General features: G+C 74.4%; 25 protein-coding genes. 15 read left to right on the top strand and 10 right to left on the bottom strand.

Going from position 1 to position 25,140, the window contains the following annotated elements; all coding sequences use genetic code 11:
* A complete protein-coding gene (locus IE172_RS23260; RefSeq protein WP_190099230.1) occupies positions 1–675 on the top strand; it encodes a lytic polysaccharide monooxygenase auxiliary activity family 9 protein in 675 nt (224 codons plus the stop codon).
* Between the two features lie 282 nt (positions 676–957).
* Positions 958–2,988 (top strand): DUF1996 domain-containing protein, encoded by a 2,031-nt coding sequence (locus tag IE172_RS23255; protein ID WP_190099299.1) that lies wholly within the window; start codon positions 958–960, stop codon positions 2,986–2,988.
* An 84-nt stretch (positions 2,989–3,072) separates the two neighbouring features.
* Here the strand turns inward: IE172_RS23255 and IE172_RS23250 are convergent, their stop codons facing one another.
* Positions 3,073–5,337: an MMPL family transporter gene (locus IE172_RS23250; protein ID WP_190099229.1), complete on the bottom strand. Its 2,265-nt coding sequence runs from the start codon at positions 5,335–5,337 to the stop codon at positions 3,073–3,075.
* 196 nt (positions 5,338–5,533) lie between these two features.
* On the opposite strand from IE172_RS23250, the gene IE172_RS23245 reads away from it, so the two are divergent.
* Positions 5,534–5,725 (top strand): hypothetical protein, encoded by a 192-nt coding sequence (locus tag IE172_RS23245; RefSeq protein ID WP_190099228.1) that lies wholly within the window; start codon positions 5,534–5,536, stop codon positions 5,723–5,725.
* A gap of 64 nt (positions 5,726–5,789) precedes the next feature.
* On the opposite strand, the gene IE172_RS35155 is transcribed toward IE172_RS23245, so the two are convergent.
* Positions 5,790–8,360: a SpoIIE family protein phosphatase gene (locus IE172_RS35155; RefSeq protein ID WP_190099227.1), complete on the bottom strand. Its 2,571-nt coding sequence runs from the start codon at positions 8,358–8,360 to the stop codon at positions 5,790–5,792.
* A 165-nt stretch (positions 8,361–8,525) separates the two neighbouring features.
* On the opposite strand from IE172_RS35155, the gene IE172_RS23235 reads away from it, so the two are divergent.
* Positions 8,526–9,110 (top strand): AMIN-like domain-containing (lipo)protein, encoded by a 585-nt coding sequence (locus IE172_RS23235; protein ID WP_229886291.1) that lies wholly within the window; start codon positions 8,526–8,528, stop codon positions 9,108–9,110.
* A 28-nt stretch (positions 9,111–9,138) separates the two neighbouring features.
* Here IE172_RS23235 and IE172_RS23230 read toward each other — a convergent pair whose 3' ends face one another.
* A complete protein-coding gene (locus IE172_RS23230; RefSeq protein WP_229886289.1) occupies positions 9,139–9,831 on the bottom strand; it encodes a GAF and ANTAR domain-containing protein in 693 nt (230 codons plus the stop codon).
* Positions 9,832–9,999: 168 nt separating this feature from the next.
* Here IE172_RS23230 and IE172_RS23225 point away from each other — a divergent pair, with 168 nt between their 5' ends.
* The 8 genes from IE172_RS23225 to IE172_RS23190 all read left to right on the top strand — a co-directional run bounded on the left by IE172_RS23225 (position 10,000) and on the right by IE172_RS23190 (position 16,569).
* Entirely contained in the window at positions 10,000–10,797 is a 798-nt protein-coding gene (locus tag IE172_RS23225) for a restriction endonuclease (protein ID WP_229886287.1), read from the top strand.
* A 35-nt stretch (positions 10,798–10,832) separates the two neighbouring features.
* A complete protein-coding gene (locus IE172_RS23220) occupies positions 10,833–11,099 on the top strand; it encodes a hypothetical protein (RefSeq protein WP_190099226.1) in 267 nt (88 codons plus the stop codon).
* An 85-nt stretch (positions 11,100–11,184) separates the two neighbouring features.
* Positions 11,185–12,057 (top strand): oxygenase MpaB family protein, encoded by an 873-nt coding sequence (locus IE172_RS23215; RefSeq protein ID WP_190099225.1) that lies wholly within the window; start codon positions 11,185–11,187, stop codon positions 12,055–12,057.
* 96 nt (positions 12,058–12,153) lie between these two features.
* Positions 12,154–12,660: an SRPBCC family protein gene (locus IE172_RS23210; RefSeq protein WP_190099224.1), complete on the top strand. Its 507-nt coding sequence runs from the start codon at positions 12,154–12,156 to the stop codon at positions 12,658–12,660.
* The gene (locus tag IE172_RS23205; protein ID WP_190099223.1) at positions 12,653–14,302 is read left to right on the top strand and encodes a phytoene desaturase family protein; all 1,650 of its coding nucleotides are present in this window, start codon (positions 12,653–12,655) and stop codon (positions 14,300–14,302) included. Before IE172_RS23210 ends, IE172_RS23205 begins: the two co-directional genes overlap by 8 nt.
* Positions 14,303–14,351: 49 nt before the next feature.
* Complete coding sequence (locus tag IE172_RS23200) at positions 14,352–14,825, top strand: hypothetical protein (protein WP_190099222.1); 474 nt, start codon at positions 14,352–14,354, stop codon at positions 14,823–14,825.
* Positions 14,822–15,706: an SDR family oxidoreductase gene (locus IE172_RS23195; RefSeq protein WP_190099221.1), complete on the top strand. Its 885-nt coding sequence runs from the start codon at positions 14,822–14,824 to the stop codon at positions 15,704–15,706. Before IE172_RS23200 ends, IE172_RS23195 begins: the two co-directional genes overlap by 4 nt.
* Positions 15,707–15,837: 131 nt before the next feature.
* On the top strand, positions 15,838–16,569 hold the full coding sequence (locus IE172_RS23190) for a class I SAM-dependent methyltransferase (protein ID WP_190099220.1): 732 nt from the start codon (positions 15,838–15,840) through the stop codon (positions 16,567–16,569).
* 13 nt (positions 16,570–16,582) lie between these two features.
* Here IE172_RS23190 and IE172_RS23185 read toward each other — a convergent pair whose 3' ends face one another.
* From IE172_RS23185 to IE172_RS23160, 6 genes are all read right to left on the bottom strand, one after another.
* Entirely contained in the window at positions 16,583–16,978 is a 396-nt protein-coding gene (locus IE172_RS23185; protein WP_190099219.1) for an STAS domain-containing protein, read from the bottom strand.
* Complete coding sequence (locus IE172_RS23180; protein ID WP_190099218.1) at positions 16,975–18,054, bottom strand: cobalamin B12-binding domain-containing protein; 1,080 nt, start codon at positions 18,052–18,054, stop codon at positions 16,975–16,977. The genes IE172_RS23185 and IE172_RS23180 overlap by 4 nt, the downstream gene beginning before the upstream one ends.
* 43 nt (positions 18,055–18,097) lie before the next feature.
* A complete protein-coding gene (locus IE172_RS23175; protein ID WP_229886285.1) occupies positions 18,098–19,738 on the bottom strand; it encodes a PP2C family protein-serine/threonine phosphatase in 1,641 nt (546 codons plus the stop codon).
* A 183-nt stretch (positions 19,739–19,921) separates the two neighbouring features.
* Complete coding sequence (locus tag IE172_RS23170) at positions 19,922–20,605, bottom strand: adenosylcobinamide amidohydrolase (protein WP_229886283.1); 684 nt, start codon at positions 20,603–20,605, stop codon at positions 19,922–19,924.
* Between the two features lie 75 nt (positions 20,606–20,680).
* Positions 20,681–21,106: an ATP-binding protein gene (locus tag IE172_RS23165; protein WP_190099216.1), complete on the bottom strand. Its 426-nt coding sequence runs from the start codon at positions 21,104–21,106 to the stop codon at positions 20,681–20,683.
* A gap of 73 nt (positions 21,107–21,179) precedes the next feature.
* Positions 21,180–21,329: a hypothetical protein gene (locus tag IE172_RS23160; protein ID WP_163013459.1), complete on the bottom strand. Its 150-nt coding sequence runs from the start codon at positions 21,327–21,329 to the stop codon at positions 21,180–21,182.
* 269 nt (positions 21,330–21,598) lie between these two features.
* Here IE172_RS23160 and IE172_RS23155 point away from each other — a divergent pair, with 269 nt between their 5' ends.
* Together IE172_RS23155 and pgm are read left to right on the top strand one after the other, a co-directional pair.
* A complete protein-coding gene (locus IE172_RS23155) occupies positions 21,599–22,027 on the top strand; it encodes a hypothetical protein (RefSeq protein ID WP_190099215.1) in 429 nt (142 codons plus the stop codon).
* Between the two features lie 151 nt (positions 22,028–22,178).
* Positions 22,179–23,819 (top strand): phosphoglucomutase (alpha-D-glucose-1,6-bisphosphate-dependent), encoded by a 1,641-nt coding sequence (gene pgm / locus IE172_RS23150; protein ID WP_190099214.1) that lies wholly within the window; start codon positions 22,179–22,181, stop codon positions 23,817–23,819.
* A gap of 50 nt (positions 23,820–23,869) precedes the next feature.
* Here the strand turns inward: pgm and IE172_RS23145 are convergent, their stop codons facing one another.
* A complete protein-coding gene (locus tag IE172_RS23145) occupies positions 23,870–24,376 on the bottom strand; it encodes a hypothetical protein (protein ID WP_190099213.1) in 507 nt (168 codons plus the stop codon).
* A 348-nt stretch (positions 24,377–24,724) separates the two neighbouring features.
* Here IE172_RS23145 and IE172_RS23140 point away from each other — a divergent pair, with 348 nt between their 5' ends.
* Complete coding sequence (locus IE172_RS23140) at positions 24,725–25,135, top strand: hypothetical protein (RefSeq protein ID WP_190099212.1); 411 nt, start codon at positions 24,725–24,727, stop codon at positions 25,133–25,135.
* Positions 25,136–25,140 lie beyond the last annotated feature (5 nt).

Raw genomic sequence — 25,140 nt, 5'->3', positions numbered from 1 at the left:
ATGGTTTGGCATGCGCATGATGCGTTACCGGTCCGCTCCCGCCTCTCGCTCGTCCTGACCGTCGTGGTCGCGGCCCTGCTCTCGCTGATCCCCTGGAGCGGCACCGCCGTGGCCCACGGCTCCGTGGTCGACCCCGCGTCCCGCAACTACGGCTGCTGGCAGCGCTGGGGGAGCGACTTCCAGAACCCCGCGATGGCCCAGCAGGACCCCATGTGCTGGCAGGCGTGGCAGGACAACCCCAACGCCATGTGGAACTGGAACGGCCTCTACCGCAACGGCTCCGCGGGCAACTTCCAGGCCGTGATCCCCGACGGCCAGCTGTGCAGCGGCGGGCGCACCGAGGGCGGACGCTACAACTCCCTGGACACGGTGGGCGCCTGGAAGACGACGAGTGTGGACGACAACTTCACGGTCCGGCTGTACGACCAGGCCAGCCACGGCGCGGACTACTTCCGCGTCTACGTCACCCGGCAGGGCTTCGACCCCGCCACCCAGCCGATGGGCTGGAACGACCTGCGGCTGGTGGCCAGTACGGGCTCGTACGCGCCCGCCCAGAACTACTCGATTCCGGTGAGCACGTCCGGACTCAGCGGCCGCCACGTGGTCTACACGATCTGGCAGGCCTCGCACATGGACCAGACGTACTTCCTGTGCAGTGACGTGAACTTCGGCTGACCTGGCCTCACTTCGCCGCTCGCACCCCTCAAGTCCCCGCCGGGCGTGCCGACTCCGGTGGGGACCTGAGGTTGCCGGGCGCCGCGTTCCCCGGGACCCGGGGAAGAAATCGCGGTGCCGTTGAACACACGGTGGCCCTTCTGCGTATGGGGCGTGGGAATCCCATGCCGACCCCCCGCAACACAGCGTAGGAGTACTGCCTTGGCACGCAACACACGCAGACGCCCCAAACAGCGCGCGACGCTCGCCGCATTCGCCCTGATCCTGGGCGGAGGCGGGATGATGGCGGCCAACGTCTACGCTTCCGCGACGGAGGAGGGCGGCACGGGCGACGCGCGGGTGCTCTCCGGCGCCACGATCGACTGCCCGGACGTGGCCACCCGGCTGACCTCGGTGCCCGAGCAGGCGCGGCCGGAGGTGGACAAGGAACTCGCCGCCCTGGACGCGCAGATCGCCGACGCCTACAAGCGCATCGGGGAGTCCGCCGACGCTCTCCGGCAGGACCCGGGCTTCGCCGACAACGCGATCGCGGGACCGCTGAAGGAGAAGCGTTCCGCGACGCTCGCGCGTATCGCCACCGCGATCGACCGGGTGGGCGACCGGCCCGAGGGCCTCGACGAACTCGCCGCCTGTGCCGTGCGCGAGTCCGGCAACGCCCCCGCGCAGCCGGACGCCGGGCAGGAGGGCAACGGCGAGCAGGGCGGCGACGGGGGCGACGGCCAGGACCAGGGCGGTCAGGATCAGGGCCAGGACGGTCAGGGCCAGGACCAGGACCAGGATCAGGGCGGGAACGGCGGCCAGGCCGGCAACGGACCCGTGGCCGGCGACTACGTCGACATCAACAGCGTCCAGCCCAACGTCTCCCGGCCCCAGCAGACGGGCAACGCCTCCCGCGGCACCTTCACCAGCGAGTGCGGTGTCAACGAGAACGGCGTGTTCAACTCGGACAACGTGATCGCCGCCCCGGGTGTCAGCAACGGTGCCCACCACTTCCACGACTACATCGGCAACCAGGTCACCAACGCCTTCTCCAGCGACGAGGACCTGGCCAAGGCGGACACCAGCTGCGTGGACCAGGGCGACCGGTCGTCGTACTACTGGCCGGTGCTGCGCCTGCAGAACGGTGTCCGGGAGCAGGACGCCGACTCGCCGGGCGGCGGCATCGAGGGCAACGTGGGCGAGATCGTCACGCCCAAGGAAGTCACCCTGACGTTCGTGGGCAACCCGCAGGGCGAGGTCACCGCCATGCCGCGGCTGCTGCGCATCATCACAGGCGACGCCAAGTCGTTCGTCAACGGCCCCGGCAACGCCAACGCGTCCTGGAGCTGCACCGGTTTCGAGGACCGGCAGCTGACCGACAAGTACCCGCTGTGCCCGCAGGGCAGCGACGTGGTGCGCACCTTCGACTTCCAGAGCTGCTGGGACGGCCGCAACACCGACAGCGCCAACCACCGTACGCACATGGCGTTCATGGACGCCCAGGGCAACTGCCCGTCCGGCTTCAAGCCCGTGCCGCAGCTGGTGCAGCGCATCGTCTACGACGTCGACGCGCCGAGCCTGAACGACGGCGGGAAGACCACGCCGCTGTTCGCCGTGGACTCCTTCCCGGAGCAGCTGCACAAGCCGATCACGGACCACGGCGACTTCATCAACGTCTTCGACGAGGGCCTGATGAACGAGATGGTCGAGTGCATCAACGAGGGCCGCACCTGTGGTGCGGGCGCCGGTGGTGACGGCGGCAACGGTGGTGGCGGCGACCAGGGCGAGGAGCCCCAGCAGCCGCAGCCCACGGCCACGCCCGACGACCCGGGCCAGGGCGGCGACGGCGGCGGCAAGCCCGGCGACGACGGCAACCAGGGCGACGGCGGCGACAAGGATGGCGACAAGGGCGACGGCGGCGACAAGGGTGGCGACAAGGGCGACGGCGGCGACAAGGGTGGCGACAAGGGCGACGGCGGTCAGGAGCAGCCGTCCGGGGCCCCGGCCGACGACCCCGCCACGGAGCAGCCCGCGGGCGGCGACGCCACCGAGCAGCCCGGTGTCAAGGCCTCGACCCCGGCCGCGGACACCGGCGCCGGGAACCAGGGCGGTGACAAGGGCGGCAAGGGCGGCAAGGACGACGGCGGCCAGGCGGCCCAGGCCGCCGAGGTGCCCGGCAGCCTCCCGGAGCTCGGGGCCGAGGACCGGACCGGGGCGCAGGCCCAGGGCGGCAGCCTGGCCGAGACCGGGGCGCAGCTCTGGCCGGCCGCGCTCGGCGGAGTGCTGGTGATCTTCGGCTTCTTCGTCCTGCGGAGCGTGCGGCGCAGCGCCTGATCCCTCCGCGCCACGTACACGGCGGCAGGACCCCGCGCGGGTCCTGCCGCCTCGCGCGTCCCGGCGCCCCGTCCGCGGAGTCCGCTACCACGGGGGGCGGTCCGCGGCCGCCGGCCCGCTCCGCCCCTCCGCGTCGATGTGCGGCAGGATCCTGTCCAGCCACCGTGGTGTCCACCACGCGTGGCGGCCCAGCAGGGTCATGACCGCGGGCACCATCAGCAGCCGTACGACGGTGGCGTCGATGAGGACGCTGACCGCCAGGCCCAGCCCGAGCATCTTGACCACGACGTTCTCACTGACGACGAACGCCGCGAACACACTCACCATGATCAGCGCGGCGCAGGTGATGACCCGCGCGGTGATCTCCAGCGCGTGGGCGACCGAGGCCTCGGCGTCCCCCGTGCGTTTCCAGGCCTCGTGGACGCGCGAGAGCAGGAAGATCTCGTAGTCCATGCTGAGGCCGAAGACGATGGCGAACATCATCATCGGCACATAGCTCTCGATCGGCACCGTGCCGGAGACCCCGAGCGCGGGCCCGCCCCAGCCCCACTGGAAGACGGCGACGACCACGCCGTAGGACGCGGTGATCGACAGGACGTTGAGGACCGCCGCCTTGACGGCGACCAGCAGCCCGCGGAACACCGCCAGGATGATCAGGAACGCCAGCGCCACCACCACGGCGATGATCAGCGGCAGCCGTTCGGCGACGAGGTCGCGGAAGTCGACCTGCGCCGCGGTCGTCCCGGTGACGTACGTCCGGGCGTCCGTGCCGCGCACGGCTTCGGGGAGGGTGTCGTCCACCAGACGGTTGGTCAGGTCGGTGGTCGCGGCGCTCTGCGGGGACGCCGACGAGTACACCGTGCCGACCAGCACATCGCCGTCCTGGGTGGCCGTGAGCGGTGTGACGACGGCCGCCCCCGTCACGCCGTCCAGCGTCTTCTGGGCCTGCGACGCCAGGTCCGGGCGCTGGTCGCCGGGTACGGAGGACTGGTCGACGACGACGGTGAGCGGACCGTTGGAGCCGGGCCCGAACGCGTCGGTCATCAGGTCGTAGGCGCGCCGGTCCGTGAAGGACGTGGGGTCCGCGCCGTCGCCGATGTGGCCGAGCTGGATGGAGAACACCGGGATCGCGAGGACGGCGACCGTGGCGACGCCCGCCGCCAGGTAGGACCACGGCCGGCGCTCCACGCGCTGCGCGTACCGGTGCCAGGTGCCGCGCGGTTCGGCGCCCGGCTCCGCGTCGGTCTCCGCCACCGGCCGGCGCACGTGCCACCGGTCGACGCGGCCTCCGGTCAGCCCCAGCAGCGCCGGCACCAGGGTGAGCGCGCCGACGACGGCCGAGACGACGGTGACGGCCGCGGCCAGTCCGAGCTTGGAGATGAACGACACGCCCGACACGGACAGGCCCGCCAGCGCGATGACCACCGTGCAGCCGGAGACGAGGACGGCCCGCCCGCTGGTGGAGGTGGCATGTCCGGCGGCCCGCACCGGGTCCGTGCCGTCCATGATGTCCTGCCGGTAGCGGGTGGTCAGGAAGAGCGCGTAGTCGATTCCGACGCCGAGGCCGATCATCGTCGCCAGCGTCGGCGAGACGGTGGCGAAGGTGAACGCCGCGGCCAGCAGGCCCAGGACGGCGAGACCGCCGACCACGCCGATCAGGGCCGTCAGCAGGGGAATCCCCGCGGCGAGCACACTGCCGAAGCCGATCAGCAGCACCACGATCGCGACGCCGAAGCCGATCAGTTCGCTCACCCGGTCGTCGGGTGCCGGCCGGGCCAGTTCGCCCAGCGGCCCGCCGTACTCCACCTGCGCCCCCGCTGCCCGCAGGGGCCGCACGGCGTCGTCCACGCCGTGCAGGTAGCCGTCGCCGAGGGTCGAGGGCTGGACGTCGAAACGGACCGTGATGTAGCCGGTCTTCCCGTCCGACGACAGCGGCCCGACGTTCGGCCCCGACTGGCCGGCGGAGGAGGGGGCGGACAGGGGGTCCTGCGCCGACAGGACGTGCGGCAGCTTCTCCAGGTTGCCGACCGCGGCGGACATCTGGCTGTCGAGAGCGGTCAGTTGCCGCTGGTCGTCCCGGACGACGATCTGGCTGCTGTAGCCCCCGGCCTGTGGATCGTGTCGCTGGAGGACCTCGACGCCCTTCTGGGACTGGGCGTCCGGCAGCGTGACGTTGTCGGAATAGGTTCCGCCTGCCGAGCGGCTGGCGACCTGCAGGACCACCAGGGCCACGAGCCACGCCACGATCACGACGACGAAGTGCCGCGCGCACCATTCGCCCAGCCGCCGCAGGACCCCCGCCCCCGGCCCCGTTCCCGCCCCCGTCGTCCCCCTGCGCCTCGAAGGCATGGGCGCGCTCTCCTCTGCCCGGCCGAGCCGTTCTCGGCCCCCCTCCATTACAGGGTCGCCGCACCGGCCCGGCATCCCGGCCCGGTCACACGTATGACGCGGAACGTCCCGGCGGGGCGCCGGTGTGTGACACTGGACGGGGAGGCCGCGGTGCTGTCCGAGGGGACGCGCCGAGCGGCCGTCGAGGGGAGATGCCGTGGACCAGGGGACGACGGTACGCGCACGCGAGGACGAGGACGCGACGGCGGCCGTGCGGCACGCCCGCTTCGGACGTCTCCCGGAGCCGGTCAGGCCGGAGGACATGGTCGAGGAACGTCCGGCCACCGCCCCCGACCCGGCCCGCCACGCCTACGACCCCAACGAGTGGCTGGTCCGCTACTGCCTGTGAGGCCCCTGCCGCGCGCCGGGCACGCACCGGCGTCCCGGCGCGTCCGGCGTCGCCCCGGCCCGTCTCAGACCTCCGTGTCCCCGTCGTACGCCGTCAGCAGCAGAGCCACGTCGTCCGGCCGGTCCTCGGTCCGGCGGGCCGAGCGGATCAGCCGGTCGGCGAGGGCGTCGACGGAGTCGGTGCGGCTGTCCGCGAGACAGTCGAGCACCTCGTCGATGCCCGTCCCGATGTCGCCTCCGGGCGTCTCGACCAGCCCGTCCGTGTACAGCACGAGCACACTGCCGGGAGCCAGGGTCAGCGTCGTGACCGGGTAGTCGGCGTCCGGTTGCACACCGAGCAGCACACCGCCCGGCAGCTCCAGGCTCTCCGTCCGCCCGTCGGGGTGACGCAGCAGGGGCGGGGGATGACCCGCCCGGACCGCCACGGCGCGGCCGGTGGCCGGTTCCAGCTCGATGTAGCAGCAGGTGGCGAAGACATCCGTCTCCAGCTCCGCCAGCAGCCGGTTGGTGTGGGTGATGACTTCCTGCGGCGGACGCCCGCTGGCCGCGAAGGCGTGCACCGCGCTGCGCAGCTGCCCCATGACGGCCGCGGCGCCGACGCTGTGCCCCTCGACGTCCCCGATGACCAGGGCCACCCCGCGCCCCGTCCGGATCACGTCGTACCAGTCGCCGCCGATGGCCATGCCCTGAGTACCGGGCAGGTAGCGGCCGGTGGTGCGCAACCGGTCGATGACGGGCAGCCGGTGCGGCAGCAGACCCTCCTGCAGCCCCCGTGCCACGGCCGATTCGGCGTCGTAGAGACGGGCCCGTTCCATCGCCTGCGCCGCCAGTCCGCCCAGCGCGGTCAGCGCGCTGCGCTCCTCCGGGGTGAACCGGTGGGGCGCGTCCCAGCCGAGGATGCAGGAGCCGACCGGATGACCGGAGGCGATCAGCGGCAGGAACGCCCAGGCGCTCTTCGCGTCCACGGCGATCTCGGGATAGGTGTCCAGCAGCGCCTCGGACGACTCGAAGAACAGCGGGAGACGCGTGGTCAGCGCGTGCACGCCGGGGAGGTCCGCGTCGAGCGTGACCCCTTCGAACGGATCGAGGAAGTGCCGCGGGTAACCGGACTCCCACAGCAGGTACATCCGCCCGTCGCGGATCGTGTAGAGGGCGATCTCCTGCGCCCCGAACCCGGGCAGCAACTGCTCGGCCACGGCCCGGCACACGTCCCGCACGGTCACCGCCTCGGTCAGCACGCTGGCCATCTGCACCACGTGGTAGAGGGCGCCCGCGCGGGTCGGCGGGACCATGTCCGACGGCGTCCCGGCACCCGCGGTGACGGGCACCGGGATCCGGCCGGGGTCCGCCCCGGCGGGGGCGTCGGTGCGGAAGACGCGGCCCGTCACACCGTGCACGCCGGGATAGAGGACGAAGCCCAGCCAGACGCCCTCGGGAGCGTGCGCGAGGTACGACACCGGTTCCTGCGACAGCATCGCCGCCCGGTAGCGGTCCTCGTAGGCCGGATCGCGCAGCCAGGGCAGCACCTCCCACGGGTGGTGGCCGAGCAGGCGTTCCAGCCCGCTTCCCAGCAGTTCCTGACAGCGGCGGTTGGCGTAGATGACCCGGCCGTCCTGGTCGAGGGAGAACAGCCCGTCCGGCAGGCGCTCCGCGGCCTCCGCCGCGGTCACCCCGCCGGCCGCGTCGACCAGGGCGCCCACCAGGATGCGGGCGGCACCCTCCACCCGTACGACGTGGCCCCACAGCTCCACCGGCCGGTAACGGGGGTGGTCGTCGTCGGGCCGGTCCAGGACCCGGAAGTGCCTGGCCCTGACCTGGCCGGTCTCCTCCGCCTCCCGCCGGCTCGCCCGCAGTTCGTACAGGTCCTCGGGGCTGACCCGCGCCTCGACCTCCGCCACCGTGCCGCCGAACTCCGCCCGGGTGACGCCCAGCAGGGACAGGGCCTCGTCGTCACCGGACCAGCGGTCGCCGTCCAGGTCCCACTCGATGATGCCCACCTCCACGGCGAGGGCCGGGGGAGTGGGCAGCCTTACGTTCACCGGCTGGTCGTCGTAGTCGATGCCGTAGGCCACCGCGTCCGCGTCCGTGGCGCCGGGCATCCGCCGGGCGAACTCGGTCAGGCGCTCCTCCATGTCCCGTCCGGCCTCGCGCAGCGCCGCCCGCACCGCCCTCTCGTCCGCCGGTTCCCGGCTGGCCGAGCGCAGCACGGCCAGGACGCCCACGTTCTCGCCGCCGACCCGCACGGGGCGGTAGGCGTGCGCGAACGAGTACGGCAGGGCGGCGGTGAACTGCGGGAAACGCAGCATCGTCGCCCGCTCGTCCGGCAGCCACAGCTCCTCACTCCTGCGGTACACCTCGGCCGCGGGCACCGCCCCGCCCACGGGCAGCCGCCACCACGGCTTCAGCAGCGACCTCGCGACGCCGCAGACCACGCACAGCACCAGCGAGCGCCGGTCGCGCGAGCGCAGGTAGACCAGGCCGCCGTACCCGCCGACGTCCTGGACCGCCGCCACCACCGGACCGGCGAGCGCGTCCTCGACGCGGTGCTCCGGGTGCGCGGTCCGGCTCTCCTCGGCGTCCCCGCCGTGCACGCCCGCCGGCCGCTCCCCGTGCGGTACGGCGGCTGCATCATCCATGTCGCGCCCTCCCGGTGCGGACGCACGGGACATCCATTCGGTTGCTTCCCCTCAGGATGTGCCATGCCGGCCGGTCCGGCGACCGGCCGGAGAAAAGCCGCAACCTTCGGGGCATCCCGCTCGTCTCACCCGATATCAGAAGGTTGCGAGCCCAGGGGGCACAAAATGCTTCAAGCAAGAACAATCTGCGCGACGGTCGCACTCGCGGGCGTGGTACTGGCGGCGGGAGCGGTACCGGCCGCGGCCGCCACGGCGGCGCCCGCCCGGGCCGCGGTGACCTGCCCCACCGGCTGGGGCAGCGGCGCCAAGTCCGACAGCGACAGCACCGCCACACCGCTCAGCGACATCAGGACCGGCAGGCACGACTGCTTCGACCGGATGGTCGTCGACGTCCCCGGCGCCGCGAGCGGCGACCTCGGCTACTCCGTGCGGTACGTCGACCGTCTGTACCAGGACGGCTCGGGCCGGCACATCCCCGTCGCCGGCGGCGCCGTCCTCGAGGTGCGGGTGGCCGCGCCGTCCTACGCCCCGGAGACCGGCGAGCCCACCTACCCCGCGCGCGCCGGACACCCCCTGCCCGGCGTGAACCTCACCGGGTACCGCACGTTCAGGGACGCCCGGTTCGCCGGCAGCTTCGAGGGCGAGACACAGATCGGCCTCGGCGTGCGCGCCCGGCTGCCGTTCCGGGTCCTCGAACTTCCCGGCCGTCTCGTCGTCGACGTCGCCCACACCTGGACGGCCGGCGGCTGACCGGCCCACACCCCGCCGCGGCCCGCGCTCACTTCTCCGCGGTGCCGGTCTCGCAGACCCGGCGCGCCACCTCACGCAGCTTGGTGTTGGTGCGCTGGGACTGCGTGCGCAGGATGTCGAAGGCCTGGTCCTCCGTGATGTGATGCCGTCCCATCAGGATGCCCATCGCCTCCCCGATCAGATGCCGGGTGGCGATGGCCTCCTGCAACTGGGCGTCGGTCACGGCGGTGGAGAAGGCGACCGCCGCGTGGGAGGCCAGCAGCCAGCCCGCCGTCTCGCTGTCCTCGGTGAACGTCCCGGGCTTGCGGGAGTACATGTTGAGCGCCCCCAGCTCCTCCTCCCGCGTGTACAGCAGGAAGCCCATCATGCTGCCGACCCCCAGCTCACGGCAGCGGGGCACGAACGCCCGCCAGCGCTGCGGCTCCTCGGTGAAGTCGGTGATCCGGAAGATCCGCTCGGACCGGTCCGGCCGGGCCGCGTCGAAGCACGGCCCTTCCCCCAGACTCTCCTGGAGCCGGTCGCTGTCGGTCACGAGCTGTTCGGTGGGGGCCAGCGAACTCACCCGGCCCGCCCGCAGGACGAGGATCCCGGAGGCGTCGCAGCCGTCGACGAGGTCCACGGCGGAACGCGTGATCTGCTCCAGCGTCGCGTCGAGCGTGTGCTCGGCCAGGAGGTCACGGGCCATCGATGCCATCTGCTGAGCGAATCCCCGCCAGTCCACCGTCCGCCTCCTTGATCGCGCCACCGGCACACAGCCCACCTACCCCGCGCGCATACGCGGCACGCAGGTGAACGAACCGATCCCGGGCACACGGCGTACGTGATCTTCGGCGGCCCCGCACGGTCCGGGGGCACGCCGTGCCGGCTGCCAGAGAAGGGAACCATCACGGTGACCATGCCACAGCGCCGTACGCGTCCGCTGTACCGCCGGAGGCGCTTCGACCTGCGTGCGACCGCCATGTTCTTCGCACTGCTCGCCACGGCCCTGGTCGCGGCCGGCTTCGCGGTGCGCGCGCTGGCCGGCGCCGCGCAGCGGCGCCCCGTGTGGGTCACGATCCTGCTCTGCGTGGCCGTCGCCGCCCTGCTGGCCCACCGGCGCAGGAGGCGGCTGTCCGCCGCCCGAATAGCCCGCCGGACGGGCGAGGCACTGCACCGGGCGACGAACACGGCGCTCGACGCCCTGGACGCACCACCGCCGGCCCCCGCACCCGTGCCGGCGGCCGGGGCCCGCGCCGACGACGCGCCGCCCGCGTACGACTTCGACGCCCTGAGCCCGGAGGAGTTCGAGGAGGCGACCGCCGCCCTGTGCGTGCGCGACGGATGCGCGCGGGTGGAGGTGGTCGGCGGCGCCGGCGACCTCGGGGCCGACGTGCTCGCGCTGGCCCCCGACGGCCGCCGCATCGTCATCCAGTGCAAGCGCTACAGCGACGACAACAAGGTCGGCTCGCAGGACCTCCAGCGCTTCGGCGGCACCTGCTACACCGTCCACGAGGCGGACGTGGCCCTCGTCGTCACCACCAGCGAGTTCACCGCCCCGGCCGAGGAGTACGCCGCGCAGTGCGGCATCGTCTGCGTCCCGCGTGAGGACCTGCTCGCCTGGAGCGAAGGCCGGGCGCCGGCACCGTGGGAGACGGACACCACCGGCCCGCGGACGCCCGACCGGGAAGTCTGCGTGCCGGAGGCCTAGCACCGGTTGTCAGTGGCGGATGCCACCCTGCCGGTATGGACGAGCTGGAGTTCATGCGCGGACGGGTCTACGGGGCGGACCACGACGACCCGGGGCCGCGCGCGGGGCGGTCGTACGCGGAGCTGGCCGGCGGGCCGCTGGACGGGCTGCTGCTGGACGTCACCGGCAGCGACGGGACGGAGCCGGTGGACGGCGTCCACCTGCCCACCGAGATAGGCCGCTACGGGGCGGGAGGACGCTCGGTGTACGTGCCCCGGGACCCCGGCGGCAGGGTGTACGACTGGTGGGGCGACGTCCCCTGAGCGGTGTGGACACCCGGGGGGCGCGGGCAGACGTAAGCCATGGGCGTCCGCGGCCGTCGTGGGCGCGAAGAGGGCGGAGCGAGTCATGGGACTGCTGACGGAAGGCGGCACCGCGCTGCGCGACCGGATCGGTCACGCGATCTTCTCCAGGGTGGCCGGACCGGACGGCCCCGGCAACCGCGCGCGCATCCACGGCACGCCGGGCCCGCGCTGGTTCGGCCCCGAGCGGCCGGTGAGGAGGGTCCACGGCGACGCGTCGATGTTCATCGGTGGTCTGTCGGCCCTGCTGCTCCAGTCGCTCCACCCCCTGGCGATGGCCGCCGTCGCCGGCCACTCCGGGTTCCGCGGCGATCCCTGGGGGCGCCTCCAGCGGACCAGTACGTTCCTCGCCGTCACCACCTACGGCACCGCCGACAGCGCCCAGCGGGCCGTCGACCGGGTGCGGGCCGTCCACGAGACGGTGCGCGGCACCACCGCCGACGGTCAGGAGTACCGGGCCTCCGACCCCCGTCTGCTGTGCTGGGTGCACGTCGCGGAGGTCGACTGCTTCCTGCGCGCCCACCAGCGCTACGGAGCCCGCCCCCTGGACGAGGAGGGCTGCGACGGGTACGTCGCCGACATGGCCCGCATCGCCACCGCCCTCGGCGTGCCGGACCCGCCGGTGGACCGTGCCGGTCTCGACGAGCGGCTGGCCGCCTACCGTCCCGAGCTGCGCGCCACCCCCGAGGCGCGCGCCACCGCCCGCTTCCTGCTGCTCAACCCGCCCGTCCCGCTGCTCGCCCGGCTGCCCTACGGCGTCCTCGCCGCCAACGCGGTGTCCCTCCTGCCCGGGTGGGCCTCCCGGGCCCTGTGGCTGCCCCGCGCTCCCGCGGCCGAGAGCGTGTGCGTGCGCCCGCTCGGCACCGCCGTCACCGCGGGCATCCGCTGGGCGCTGGCCCCGGCCCGCGAATCCGCCTGACCCGGACGGACCCTTCTTCACGTCCCGGCCGGTTGAGACGGCACGCAGGGGGCACTCAGTGCTGGCCGGCGCCGGTCCGGGACACGGGAGGTCGAAGTGGCGGTTCGTCATCGTCTGATCAAAGCGAGCCCGCGGTCCGTGTGGGCCGTGCTCGAGGACGGCACTCGGTACGCCGACTGGGTCGTGGGGACCTCGTCGTCGGAGCCGGTGCGCGGACACTGGCCGCAGCTCGGATCCGCGATCGGCTACGAGATCCGCCTCGGACCCGTCGCCCTGCACAATGAGACCGTCGTCCGGCGCTGCGTACCCGGCGAGGTCCTGGAACTCGAGGCCAAGGCGGGGCCGCTCGGCACGGCCCGCATCGGCATCGAGGTGCACACCTGGGGGGACCACACCCTGGTGAAGGTGGATGAGCACCCGCTGCGGGGTGCCGGAGGCCGCCTGCACAACGTGGCCGTGGAGGCACTGATCCAGATCCGCCACCGGGCCATGCTCGCCCGCCTGGCGGAACTCTGCGAGGCCGAGGCCGAGGAGGCGGAGCGACGCCGCCCCATGGGCCAGGTCGTCCCCCCGCACTCCGGCACGGGAGGCGCCCGTGCCTGACGCCGTGGTGATCGGGGCCGGACCCAACGGACTGGTCGCGGCGAACCTGCTCGCCGACGCCGGCTGGAGCGTGGAGGTGCTGGAGGAGCAGCCGGAGCCCGGCGGCGCCGTCCGTCACGACCGGGGCGTCGAGCCCGACTTCGTGAGCGACCTCTGCAGCTCCTTCTACCCGCTGGCGGCCGCCTCCCCGGTCGTCTCCGGGCTGCACCTGGAGCGCCACGGCCTGCGCTGGAGCCACGCCCCGCACGTCGTCGCCCACCCGCTCAGCGACGGCCGGTGCGCGGTGCTCGACCGCCGTGTCGACGTCACCGCCGACTCGCTGGACGCCTTCGCGCCCGGCGACGGCGCGGCCTGGCACCGGCTGCACGACGTGTGGGAGACCCTGCGGCCCGACCTGCTGGACGCCCTGTTCACCCCGTTCCCGCCCGTCCGCTCCGGCGCCCGGCTGGCCCTGCGGCTGCGCGGCACGGGAGGGCTGCGCATGGCCCGCACCCTCGTCCTGCCCGTGCGCCGCATGGCGGAGGAGGAGTTCCGGGGCGAAGGGGGCGGACTGCTGCTGGCCGGCAACGCCCTCCACGCCGACCTGGCGCCGGAGGCCGCGGGCAGCGGCGGCTTCGGCTGGCTGATGTCGATGCTCGGACAGACCTACGGCTTCCCGGTGCCCGCCGGCGGCTCCGGAGCGCTCACCCGGGCTCTGGTGCGGCGCCTGGAGACGCTCGGCGGAGTGCTGCGCTGCGGGCAGCGCGTCGAGCGGGTGGTGGTGCGCGACGGCCGGGCCACCGGGGTGCGCACGGCGGGCGGCGAGACGGTCGCGGCCGACCGCGCTGTCCTCGCCGACGTGGCCGTCCCCGCCCTGTACGGGGAACTCGTCGGCCCCGAGCACCTGCCCGCCCAGTTGCTGGCCGACCTGCGGCGCTTCCAGTGGGACTTCGCCACCTTCAAGGTCGACTGGGCGCTCGACGGGCCGGTCCCCTGGACCTGCGAGCAGGCCGCGGGCGCCGGCACCGTCCACCTCGCGGACGGAATCGACGAACTCACCCGCTTCGCGGCCCAGCTCGCCACCCGCCACGTCCCGGACCGGCCCTTCAGCCTGTTCGGCCAGATGACGACCTCCGACGCCTCCCGCTCACCCCGGGGCACCGAGTCCGCCTGGGCGTACACCCACGTGCCCCACGACGTCGTGGGCGACGCCGGCGGGGACGCCCTCACGGGCACCTGGGACGCCAAGGAGCAGGAGATCATGGCCGACCGCGTCGAACGCCAGGTGGAACGCTTCGCCCCCGGCTTCCGGGCCCGCATCCGGGCCCGGCGCGTCCTGGCCCCGCCCACCCTCCAGGCCCTCGACCGGAACCTGCACGGCGGCGCCATCAACGGCGGCACCGCGGCCATGCACCAGCAGCTGTTCTTCCGCCCGTCCCCCGGCGCCGGGCGTCCCGAGACCCCCGTCAAGGGCCTGTACCTGGCCTCCGCCGGCGCGCACCCGGGCGGCGGCGTGCACGGCGCGCCGGGCGCCAACGCGGCCCGCGCCGCCCTGCGCCGGCCACTGGCGCCGGCCCTGACCGGGATCCAGCGCCTGCTGGCCCACCGCGACCGCACGGGCCGCAGGCAGCCGGACACGGGCGGACCGGCCGACGGCGGATGACCGGCGCACCGGCCCCGGAACACCATCGAGCACAGGCGGAGACGAGACGATGACCGCACACCACGACGGCCCCGACCGCGCCCACCGGCGCCCCGAAGGCGTCAGCGACGAGACGGTGGAGGCGCTCGGATCGCTGTCGAAGGCCCTGGAGACCACCGAGCGCGCCCGGGGACACCTCTACAGCTTCCACCAGCTCACCGGCACCGCCGATCTCGAACTCGACCGCGCGGTCGAACTGCTGCACAAGGCCGGACACGCCGACTGGGCCGAGACGGTGCGCACCCAGGTCCTCGGCCGCAACGTCATCCCGGGCCACTGGACGTTCCAGATCGTCGAGGCCTACGACACCACCTACTACCGGCCCTTCAAGGAGATCGAGCAGGGCGCCGTCGAGGAGCTCGCCGACGGCCGGGACCACTTGTACGAGGCCGAGATGAAGGAGTCCCGCCGCACGACCGGTCACCCCGACCACACGGCCCGCCCCGGCTCCGCCCCGGAGCCCCGCGACGGGGACGCCCGATGAGGAGCCCCGCCCCGCTGCACGGCCGCACCGTCGTCGTGACGGGCGCGGCGCGGGGCATCGGCGCGGCACTGGCCCGCGACCTGGCCCGGCGCGGTGCCCGTGTCGCTCTCCTCGGTCACGAGAGGACCCTGCTGGAGGCGGTGGCCGCCGGCCTGCCCACGACGGCACTGGCACACGAGGTCGACGTCACCGACGATGCCGCGCTGGACGCGGCCGCCGAACTGGTCAGGACCCGCCTCGGGGCCCCCTCCGCCGTCGTCGCCAACGCCGGCGTCGCCGAGGGCGGCCCGTTCGCCACCTCCGACCCGCGGGTGTGGCGACGCGTGATCGACGTCAACCTGACGGGCAGCGCGGCCACGGCCCGTGCCTTCCTCCCGGACCTCATGGCCATGAAGGGCTACTACCTCCAGGTCGCCTCGCTGGCCTCGATCGGCGCCGCGCCGATGATGAGCGCCTACTGCGCCTCCAAGGCGGGCGCCGAGGCCTTCGCCCACGCCCTGCGCGCGGAAGTGGCGCACCGCGGCGTGGCCGTCGGCATCGGCTACCTGAGCTGGACCGACACCGACATGATCCGCGACGCGGACCGCTACCCCGTCCTGCGGGAGCTGCGCGGCCGGATGCCGCCGCCGGCCAGGCGGCTGCACCCCGTGGACGAGGTCGCCGTCCGGCTCGGGGAGGCCGTGGAGCACCGGCGCAGGGCCGTCTACGCACCGCGCTGGCTGCGTCTGGCACAGGCGGCGCGCACCACGCTCCCGCCGGTGGTGCTGCGCGCGACCCGCCCGAGGCTGGCCCGCCTGGAAGCCCGGGACCCCCTGCGCCACACCGGCCTCCTGGGCGCCGGCGGCGCCGCCGACCGCGCCCCTTCCCGCCCCGCCCGGTGATCCGGCCGCTCCCGCCCGGCAGCTGGGGCCCGGCCCTCGCGAGGGGGAACACGGTCCGCGGGCCCCGCGCCCGCCCGTCCGACCGCCCCGGGCCACCGGCGCCCGCCCGCCCCACCGCCCCAGGAGACCGCATGATCCTGCTGCGCGACGGCCGTCTCGCCACCGCGTTCGACCACGCGTCCCGCAGTTACGACGCCCTGGTGGCCGCCAACCCCGGCTACCACGCCCACCTGCGCCGCTCGGCACGCCGCCTGGGGCTCCCGCGACGCGGTGAGGGACTGCGCGTCCTGGACCTCGGCTGCGGCACCGGCGCGTCGACCGCCGCGCTCGCCGCCGTACTGCCCGGCGCGCGCATCGTCGGCGTGGACGCCTCCGCCGGCATGCTCGAACGGGCCGCGGCCAAATCCTGGCCGGACCGGGTGACCTTCCTCCGGGCACCGGCGGAGGCACTGGAGGGGGCCGGAGTACGCGGCCCGTTCGACGCGGTGTTCGCGGCCTACCTGCTGCGCAACGTGGCCGACCCCGACGCGGTCCTCACCACCGCGCGCCGGCTGCTGGCCCCCGGCGGGCGGCTCGGCGTGCACGAATACACCCTCGGCGGCCGGCGTTCGGACCGCCTGGTGTGGAACCTGGTCTCCCGAGGCATCGTCCAGCCGGCCGCCACCGCGCTCGGCGACGGCGAGCTGTACCGCCATCTGCGGCGCAGCGTCCTGGAGTTCGACACCGCGGGCCGTTTCGCCGCCCGGGTGCGCGAGGCGGGCTTCGACGCGGTGCGCGCCCTGCCGATGCCGGGATGGCAGACGGGCATCACCCACACGTTCGTCGGCCGCCGCCCCCGCAGCGGGAGCGGGCCCGCCCGGTGACACGCCGGCCGGGCTACCCCCCGCAGGGGCCGGAGACCTCACCGGAGCCCGACGGGACCGGCAGCGTCTCCGCGGGGTCCGCGGCGGTGAGATGGTCCAGGACATTGGTCTGGCGCAGGAGGCGTTCGAGGGCCGCGGGCCGGTTGTCCAGGTGCAGCACCGCACGCGCGGCACTGGTGTGACGGCGGATCATGAGCAGCGCGGCCAGCCCCAGCGCGTCGACGCCCACCAGCTCACGGAAGTCCAGCCGCACGGCCCGCGACGGCGCCGGCCCGCTCAGGTGCGCCACCACGACGGCGGTGAGCTCCGCGCCGCAGGTGTCGTCGAGCTCACCGCTCACGCGCACCGTCAGCGTGGCCGCCGCGGGGTCCCGCACCGGGTGGACACCGGCGTGACGCGCCCCGGTCATACCGCGGTGCCGACAGCGCCGGCCGCCGCCCCGTCGCGCAGGGCGGCCGCGCCCTCGCGAACGAGACGCAGCGCCCGCGGGAAGTCGTGCAGCTGTTCACCGATGATGTCGAGCCCCGACCGCAGGGAACGCACCGGAACCCCGCGCGCCGTGAGCACCTCGGCGGTCCACCGGAGGAACCCGGTGAACACCTCCGCGTCGTCCAGGTACAGGGCGGTGGCCAGGAAGTCCATGATGTGGACCAGGTCCTCGGCGGTCCGCTCCCGCTGCGCGTCGCTGTAGGCGCGCAGCGCCGGGAACCCGCTCTCCAGGTCCACCAGCACCTGCTTGACCAGGCGGCTGCGGGACCGGACGACCATGGTGTACTCCTGGTCCGCCAGGTGCGGCAGGTCGTCGACGGTGTCGCGGACCGCCGCGGGGCGTGCCAGACCGGCTTCCAGCGCGGCGGCGGCGCCGCGGGCGTCCGGGGCCCATGCGTCGGCGCCCAGCGCCCGTGCGTACCGGCCGTCCGGGCCGAAGGCCCTGCCCCCCGCCACCACCGGCACTCCGACCGCCTGACAGGCCGTGATCGCCGCGTGCGCGGCCGGCAGGTGCGTGGAGATCGACCCGGAGAGGAGGACGGCGTCGGAGTTGGTGCGGTGCTGGTGGGCGACGAGATGGGGGGTCGGCGTCTGGGCGCCCAGGTAGTCCACCTGCCAGCCCCGCAGCCGCAGCACCTCGGCGACGAGGCGGGCCGGGAAGGCGTGCCACTCGCCGTCGACGCAGCTGACCGTCACCCGCCCGCGGTACGAGCCGGCGGGTCGGTTCGCCGGCTGACGGTGGACAAGGGCGGTGATCACGCGCTCGTTGATGGCCGTGGCGGCGTGTTCCTGGGCCACGGTGATCCGGTCGGCGGCCCATTCGGCACCGATCCGCTCCTGCACCGACGCGACGACGTCGAGCAGCAGTGCCTCCTCCTCCCACCCGGCGTCGAGCCCGGCGCGTATCGCGTCGACGGCCTCGTACTCGCCGCCCTCGAGCACTGCCTGCCACAGCCGGTCGCGCAGCTCCGCGGCCGACAGGGGGGTCCCGCTCACACCGTCCTCCTCACGTGGCCGTTCCCGCTCGCCGGTCCTGACCTCACCGGCGGGCCGTGCGCGGCGCGCTGATGGCGACGGTGGCCATGTCGTCGTGGTTGCCGGTGCCCAGCCACTGCGCGGCCAGCATCTGCACCCGCTCCACCACCGCTTCCCCCGGCATGCCGGCGCATTCCCGCAGGGCCTGCCGCAGCCGGTGTTCCCCGAACAGCTCGTCGCCCAGGGGGCCGCCCCGCGCCTCGGTGATGCCGTCGGTGTAGAGCAGGCAGGTCTCGCCGGGGGCGAGCCATTCCTCCGCCGTCCGCACCGAGACCGAGGGCAGCGCTCCGACCAGGGTGCCGTGGGTGGCCGCCTCCTCGACGCGTCCGTCGGCGCGGACGATGAGGGGTGGCATGTGTCCCGCGCTGGTCAGCCGGAGCCGGACCCGGCCGTCGTCCTCACGCCTGACGCAGGCCAGCACCAGGGTGGCGAAGCGCGTGTGGTGCGAACTGAGCAGGGCCCCGTTGAGCAGGGTGAGGACCTGCTCGTGGTCGGACGCCAGCGGCAGCAGCGCGTGCAGCGTGTTGCGGATCTTCCCGGTGAGGACGGCCGCTTCGAGCCCCTTGCCGGCCACGTCCCCGAGCACGACGAACGTCTCCCGCGAGGCGTCGGCCCCGGGGTGGACGTCGTAGAAGTCACCGCCGATCCGCTCGTGGTCGCTGGCGGCGCGGTAGCGCCCCGCGTAGTCCACCCCGTGCACGTTCTCCAGGGTCGGAGGCAGCAGCTCCCGCATGAGCGTGGCCGTGATCGCGCTCTGCTCGCTGTAGAGGCGCGCGGCCGACAGGGCGGCGCCGGCGCGGGCGGCGAAGAGACGGGCGAACTCCTCCTCGTCCGGGCCGAACGCCTGCTCGGTGCTGGAGCGGAGCAGGATGAGCGCGCCCGCGGGCACCCCGTGACCGGGAAGCGCCGCGACGATGACGGAGCCGACCGCTCCGCCGAAGCCCGCCGGCACCACCCACTCGGGAAGGGCGGCGGGATCGATCCAGCGCGCCGGCACCGGGGGGTACCCCTGGAGCGCCTCGGCCAGCCCCGGTACGTCCCGGGGATCGACCAGACGTGAGGTGTGCACGGCGGGTCCGCCGCGCACCGCGTGGGTCACCGCGTAGCGGCGCCCGACGGGCGGCAGGACGAGCAGTGCCGCGTCGGCGAGGTGCTCCGACGCCGTCCGCGTGGCCACCTCGGCGCAGCGCGGCACGTTCAGCGACGACAGCAGGGTGCTGGAGACCATGGCACGGACCTCGGCCTGCCTGCGGGCGCCGAGCAGGGACCTCTCCGCCTCGCGGCGGCCGGTGACGTCGGTCAGCCACCAGGTGGCGCTCCCGTCGGTGACCGGGCCGGGGCGCGCCTCGAAGAACCGGCCGGCGATCTCCCCGGCGGCACGCGGGGTCGTCGACGGGACGCCGGTCCCGTCGGTCAGGCTCCGGTGCGCGTCCGCCAGCCAGGACGGCGCCTCGTCGCGCCCTGCCGCTGCCCCGCGACGGTCCGCCAGCACCTGCCGGGCGGACGGATTGAGGTCCACGACCCTGCCGTCCGCGCCGAGGACCAGGACCGGGTAGGGGGCGTCCTTCCACGTCGGGCCCTCACGGAGGTCCGTGGCGCGCGGGTGGGCGGGTGAGCCGGGGGAAGGAATCACAAGCGCAGGCACGCGTCGTGCGCACCCCACCACCTCTCTGCCGGGAAAATCCGTTCGGCTGCCACGGTCCCTCATCCGTCGCCGCGAAAGCAACCGACCCGGGCGCCGGCGTGCTCGCCGGCGGCTGCGTACCCCGGAACGCGACGTCCACTCCGGGTGGTCCCGGCTCCTCCGGGTGGCGCGTGACGGGAGGCCTCAGGGCACCGTCACGGCCGCCCGCACGGCCTGGTGGACGGCGCGGGCCAGCCGCGCCCCCCACAGGGAACGGGGCCCGGCGAAGGCGTGCGCCTCCTCCTCGGGGACAGGTGTGAGAGCCATCACGCACACCGCGTCGGTGGGGGTGCCCGAAGAGTCGTGACCGGTCTCCACCAGAGCCTGCACCTTCGCCTCCGTGGCCGTGGCCACCGCGTTGACCAGGGCGGAGTCGGTCAGCGGCACCGGTACCGCCGCGACGATGTTGATCGTGCCGGGCGGCTGCGGTGCGCTCCCGCCCGCGCCCGGTACGGCGGCCCAGCCGCGCACGTCGATCCCGGCCGTGACGAACGCGTCCGCGCCCTCGTCGTGTCCGTGGGCGTACGCGGAGACGTCCGCCGCCGTCATCAGCCCCACCCCCGGACCGCGGGCTCCGGCGGCGGAGGCGAGGCCGGCGAGATGCCGGTCGGGGTCGGTGCGCCGGTAGCCGTGGGACACCTGCGCGTTCAGGATCCAGGCCCGCTCGCCGATGCCGCCGCCGAGCACCGCGCTGCTGATCATCCGCCGGCCCGGGCCCGGCGCCCAGAACAGCGCGTGCAACCGGTCACCGTCCTCCTCCCGGGTCAGACGCCGCGGATGCGGGAGCGTGACGGCGGGGGTGCGGGGCGGAGGGAGGACGGCGGTCACCGGGCGGGGCTCCTTGCGGGATCGGACCGGCCGATCGTACGGCGGGGCGGCGGTCCCGCCGCGCACGGGGTCCGGTCAGTGCTGTCCCGGCCCCGCGGTCCCGGGCCCGTGGAAGCAGGCGGTGATGGTCTTGCCGTGGGGGCAGGGATGCGCCTCCCACGCGTCGGCCAAAGCGTCGACGAGGAACATGCCGCGCCCTCCGATCCGCTCGGTGCTCGGCCCCCGGGGCGCCGGCAGTGTGGCCGAGGTGTCGTGCACCGAGATGTGCAGACACCGCTGGTCCCACGTCATGATCAGCTGGGCGTTGCTGTGGGCGTGCCGGTGGGCGTTGGTGACGAGCTCGGACACCGTCAGCAGCACGGCGTCCACCGCGTCGGGGGCGGTGGTGGTCCAGCCCAGTGCGTCCAGGTGCCCGCGCGCCCAGTCCCGGGCCGCCTTCACCTCGCTGTCCAGCGGCAGTGAGCGCGCCCAGCCCACGGCACGGACCGACGATTCGGTCATGGTGGTCCTTTCCGGTCACGGTGGCACGGCCCGGCCGAGGTGTGCCGGACCGTGCGCGGGGGAGGGGCGGTGCTCAGCGGTGACCGCCGCGGAACCTGCCCAGCAGACGCTGCGCCTGGGCCCGGCGCCGAGGGTCGGCCGCGGCCCTGCGTACCTGTTCGGCCGTACGCCGTCCCTGGGGGCTCCTGGCGAACTGCTTGATGCGCTCCATCATGCTCGGCATGGGTGCTCCTCTCCGCGGGGGTCCGCTGTGATGCCTGCGGTTCTTCGCCTACCCCCTGCGGACGGACTCAGCCCTGTGCCCGGGCCGAGAGGCACGGGTGTCGCGCGAACGGCGTACACCCCACCGCCGCGCCGGTGCCGCGACGACCGCCCACGTGGACATCTCCTTCCGCCCCGCGGCGCATTGGCCGACGGCGCCCGGAACCGGCCGGGCAACCCCCGTGCGAAAGGGCGTGTTTGGCGCCGGGGACAGCGGCAAGTCGGGTGTCCATGAGTGAACAGAAGAACGCCAACCAGAAGACCACGACGACCGCCCGCTCCGCCGCGTCCAAGACGCGTCAGGCCGCGGACAAGGCGACCGCCCCGGCCGGAAAGGCGGCGGACACCGCCGCCGAGAAGGCGAGTGACGCGGCGTCGGCGACCGCGTCGGGCGCCGGGCGCGCGGCGCAGGCGGCGAGCGGAGCCGCACAGACCGCGGCCAAGGGTGTCGAGGCGGGCCGCCGCGTGGTCGTCGCCACCTCGGGACAGGTCGCGGCGGGCGCCAAGACCGCCTGGACGGTGATCGCCAACCGCAGGCTCGTCGCCGCCGGGGCCGCGGCCGGCCTGACCGCGCTGACCGCCGCCTCCTACGCGGTGGGCCGCCGCGCGGAACGCCACACCCACGGCCCCCTCACCCGGATGACCGGCGGGCGGATCTGATCCCGCCAGGGGAACAGACCCGGGACGGACGGATCCGGCCACGGTACGCGGAGCCGGGCCCGGCGCGGCCGGGCCCACTCGCGCGGTGCGGCCCCGGAGAGGAAAGATGTCTCCGCAAGCGAAGAATCAACCCATGCGGAGGAGTGGGCACATGCAGCACGAGCGAGCGGGCGGCCAGGCCGGCCCCGAGGATCTCGTCGACGTCGCTCGGCTGGTCACGGCGTACTACGCGCTGCACCCCGATCCCGGGGATCCGGGACAGCGCGTCGCCTTCGGGACGTCGGGACACCGCGGTTCGTCCCTGACGGCCGCGTTCAACGAGGACCACATCGCCGCGACCAGCCAGGCCATCTGCGAGTACCGTGCCGGACAGGGCACCGACGGTCCGCTGTTCCTCGGCGCCGACACCCACGCGCTCTCCGAGCCCGCCCGGGTCACCGCGCTGGAGGTGTTCGCGGCCAACGGGGTCACGGTGCTCATCGACAGCGCCGACGGCTACACCCCGACCCCGGCCGTCTCGCACGCCATCCTCACCCACAACCGGGGCCGCACCACGGGCCTCGCCGACGGCGTCGTCATCACCCCGTCCCACAATCCGCCCGCCGACGGCGGATTCAAGTACAACCCGCCCAGCGGCGGACCCGCAGGTTCGGACGCGACCGGATGGATCCAGGACCGGGCCAACGACATCATCCGCGGCGGTCTCCAGGACGTCCGCCGCATCCCCTACGCCCGCGCGCTCGCCGCGCCCACGACCGGCCGCCACGACTTCCTCGGCACGTATGTCGCGGACCTGCCCAGCGTGCTGGACCTGGATGCGGTCCGCGCGGCCGGTGTGCGCATCGGCGCCGATCCGCTGGGCGGGGCGTCCGTCGCCTACTGGGGCCGGATCGCCGAACAGCACCGTCTCGACCTGACGGTGGTCAACCCGCTCACCGACCCCACCTGGCGGTTCATGACCCTGGACTGGGACGGCCGGATCCGCATGGACTGCTCGTCGCCGTACGCCATGGCGTCCCTCATCGGCCGGCGCGACCGCTTCGACATCGCCACCGGCAACGACGCCGACGCCGACCGGCACGGCATCGTCACCCCGGACGCCGGGCTGATGAACCCCAACCACTACCTCGCCACCGCGATCGGCTACCTCTACGCGCACCGCGAGCGGTGGCCCGCGGCGGCCGGGGTCGGCAAGACACTGGTGTCCTCCGCCATGATCGACCGGGTCGCCGCCGACCTGAAACGCGAACTGGTCGAGGTGCCCGTCGGGTTCAAATGGTTCGTGGACGGTCTGGTCGACGGCTCCCTCGGCTTCGGCGGCGAGGAGTCGGCCGGGGCGTCCTTCCTGCGCCGGGACGGCTCGGTGTGGACCACCGACAAGGACGGCATCATCCTCGCGCTGCTCGCCTCCGAGATCACGGCGGTCACCGGCAAGACGCCCTCCGAGCACTACGCGGCGCTCACCGCCCGCTTCGGCGAGCCCGCCTACGAGCGCGTCGACGCCCCCGCCACCCGAGAGGAGAAGGCCCGCCTGGCGAAACTCTCCCCGGCCCAGGTCACCGCCGACACCCTCGCGGGAGAGCCGGTCACCGCGGTGCTCACCGAGGCCCCGGGCAACGGCGCGTCCATCGGCGGCATCAAGGTCACCACGGACAGCGCCTGGTTCGCCGCCCGCCCGTCGGGCACCGAGGACGTGTACAAGATCTACGCCGAGTCGTTCCAGGGACCCGGGCACCTCCGCCAGGTGCAGGAGGAGGCCAAGGCCGTGGTCCTCGCGGCACTGGGCGGCTGATCCCCGCCCCGCGCGGTGTCCCGGTCGCCTCACGGGGCGGCCGGGACGCCTCAACCGGCCCGGACGGCGGGGCCGGACGGGGAGCCGGGCCCGGACGGTTCGGGCGCCCCCGTCGGGACGTCCGCCGGGGTCACTTCCGACTGCTGCAGGACGGTGTCGCCGCCGGGGCTCTCCGACGGAGTGCCCGCGCCGGTGGACAGCAGCGACCACGCGCCCAGCGCCACGGCGATCGCGGCCGCCGTGCCCACCACGCGGCCGCCGCGGCGCAGTTTGGCCCTGCGGTCCAGGTCCCGCCAGGACGGGCCCTCCCACGGATCGTCAGGACACCACAGATCACCGACCGGTGCCCGGGCGCCGTCGTCCGCCCCCGGTACGCCGTCCCGCGAGGGAGGCCGCTGGGGTGCCGTGCGCTGGTGCGCCGAGGGCTCCTTGGGCGCGGTGGCGCGGATGGCGTGCTCGGTGTCGGTGAGGAACCGCTGCCAGACGTCCTCCGGCACGGACGGCGTACCGCCGTGCTCGTCCGGCGGTCCGCCGGCGTCCGGGCTCTGCGCGGTCACGGTCCCTCATTCCTCTCGTGCGCGTCGGGGAGACCGCGTCGGCCTCGGCCTCACGGCCGGATCGCCGGTGTCCCCCGGGGGCAGGATCATCGCACAGCGTGAAAACCGGGGGACAGAGGGCCGGGCCGCCCACCGCACCCGGTTCCGCCGGCGCGCCGACACGGCCGGAACCGCTCCCGCGCGACGGACGTCGCGTCCCAAGTCGTCCCGCCCCCGGGGCCGTACGCGCCAGTGAGGAGACGCGGCGGGACACCGCTCCGCCGCGCCCCCCGCCCGCGGTGCTAGGTTCGTCCCCGCGCGGCGCACCCGGGCAGCCGCGCGTACGGGCACAGGGGACGGTGACACCTCATGACGTCAGAAGGCAGCGGTACACCGCCTGCGGACCTCCTCCTCCCGCGGATCCTGTGCGACACGGCCGAGCTGGCCGCCGGGGCCGGCGACGCGTCCGCCGGGGCCCTGTGGCGGCTCGCGGAGTCCGGCCGGCAACTCGACGCCAACGTCGTACACCTCCCGGCGGAGCACCGGGTCGACACCCACCGCGAACCCGAACTGGACGTGCTCCTGCTGGTCCTCGACGGCAGCGGAACCCTCACCGCCCCCGACGGCCCGCACGCCCTCGCCGGCGGCACCCTGACCTGGCTCCCGCACGGCTCCACCCGGAGCATCGCCGCCGGCCCGGACGGGCTGACGTATCTCACCGTGCACCGCCGCCGTCCCGGGATGCGGATCGGGCACGGGGACCCGGCGGCCCGGTCATGATCATC

This window comes from Streptomyces griseoflavus (genome assembly GCF_014649995.1).
In the GTDB taxonomy this organism is placed as follows: Bacteria; Actinomycetota; Actinomycetes; order Streptomycetales; family Streptomycetaceae; genus Streptomyces; species Streptomyces griseoflavus.
This window is presented reverse-complemented; position numbering and strand designations above follow the sequence as displayed.

Excerpts from the sequence above, each read along its gene's own strand:
- IE172_RS23260 (WP_190099230.1), top strand. The coding sequence starts at position 1 with ATGGTTTGGCATGCGCATGATGCGTTACCGGTCCGCTCCCGCCTCTCG.
- IE172_RS23255 (WP_190099299.1), top strand. The coding sequence starts at position 958 with ATGGCGGCCAACGTCTACGCTTCCGCGACGGAGGAGGGCGGCACGGGC.
- IE172_RS23250 (WP_190099229.1), bottom strand. The coding sequence starts at position 5,337 with ATGCCTTCGAGGCGCAGGGGGACGACGGGGGCGGGAACGGGGCCGGGG.
- IE172_RS35155 (WP_190099227.1), bottom strand. The coding sequence starts at position 8,360 with ATGGATGATGCAGCCGCCGTACCGCACGGGGAGCGGCCGGCGGGCGTG.
- IE172_RS23235 (WP_229886291.1), top strand. The coding sequence starts at position 8,526 with ATGCTTCAAGCAAGAACAATCTGCGCGACGGTCGCACTCGCGGGCGTG.
- IE172_RS23220 (WP_190099226.1), top strand. The coding sequence starts at position 10,833 with ATGGACGAGCTGGAGTTCATGCGCGGACGGGTCTACGGGGCGGACCAC.
- IE172_RS23215 (WP_190099225.1), top strand. The coding sequence starts at position 11,185 with ATGGGACTGCTGACGGAAGGCGGCACCGCGCTGCGCGACCGGATCGGT.
- IE172_RS23200 (WP_190099222.1), top strand. The coding sequence starts at position 14,352 with ATGACCGCACACCACGACGGCCCCGACCGCGCCCACCGGCGCCCCGAA.
- IE172_RS23195 (WP_190099221.1), top strand. The coding sequence starts at position 14,822 with ATGAGGAGCCCCGCCCCGCTGCACGGCCGCACCGTCGTCGTGACGGGC.
- IE172_RS23190 (WP_190099220.1), top strand. The coding sequence starts at position 15,838 with ATGATCCTGCTGCGCGACGGCCGTCTCGCCACCGCGTTCGACCACGCG.
- IE172_RS23185 (WP_190099219.1), bottom strand. The coding sequence starts at position 16,978 with ATGACCGGGGCGCGTCACGCCGGTGTCCACCCGGTGCGGGACCCCGCG.
- IE172_RS23165 (WP_190099216.1), bottom strand. The coding sequence starts at position 21,106 with ATGACCGAATCGTCGGTCCGTGCCGTGGGCTGGGCGCGCTCACTGCCG.
- IE172_RS23160 (WP_163013459.1), bottom strand. The coding sequence starts at position 21,329 with ATGCCGAGCATGATGGAGCGCATCAAGCAGTTCGCCAGGAGCCCCCAG.
- IE172_RS23155 (WP_190099215.1), top strand. The coding sequence starts at position 21,599 with ATGAGTGAACAGAAGAACGCCAACCAGAAGACCACGACGACCGCCCGC.
- pgm (WP_190099214.1), top strand. The coding sequence starts at position 22,179 with ATGCAGCACGAGCGAGCGGGCGGCCAGGCCGGCCCCGAGGATCTCGTC.
- IE172_RS23140 (WP_190099212.1), top strand. The coding sequence starts at position 24,725 with ATGACGTCAGAAGGCAGCGGTACACCGCCTGCGGACCTCCTCCTCCCG.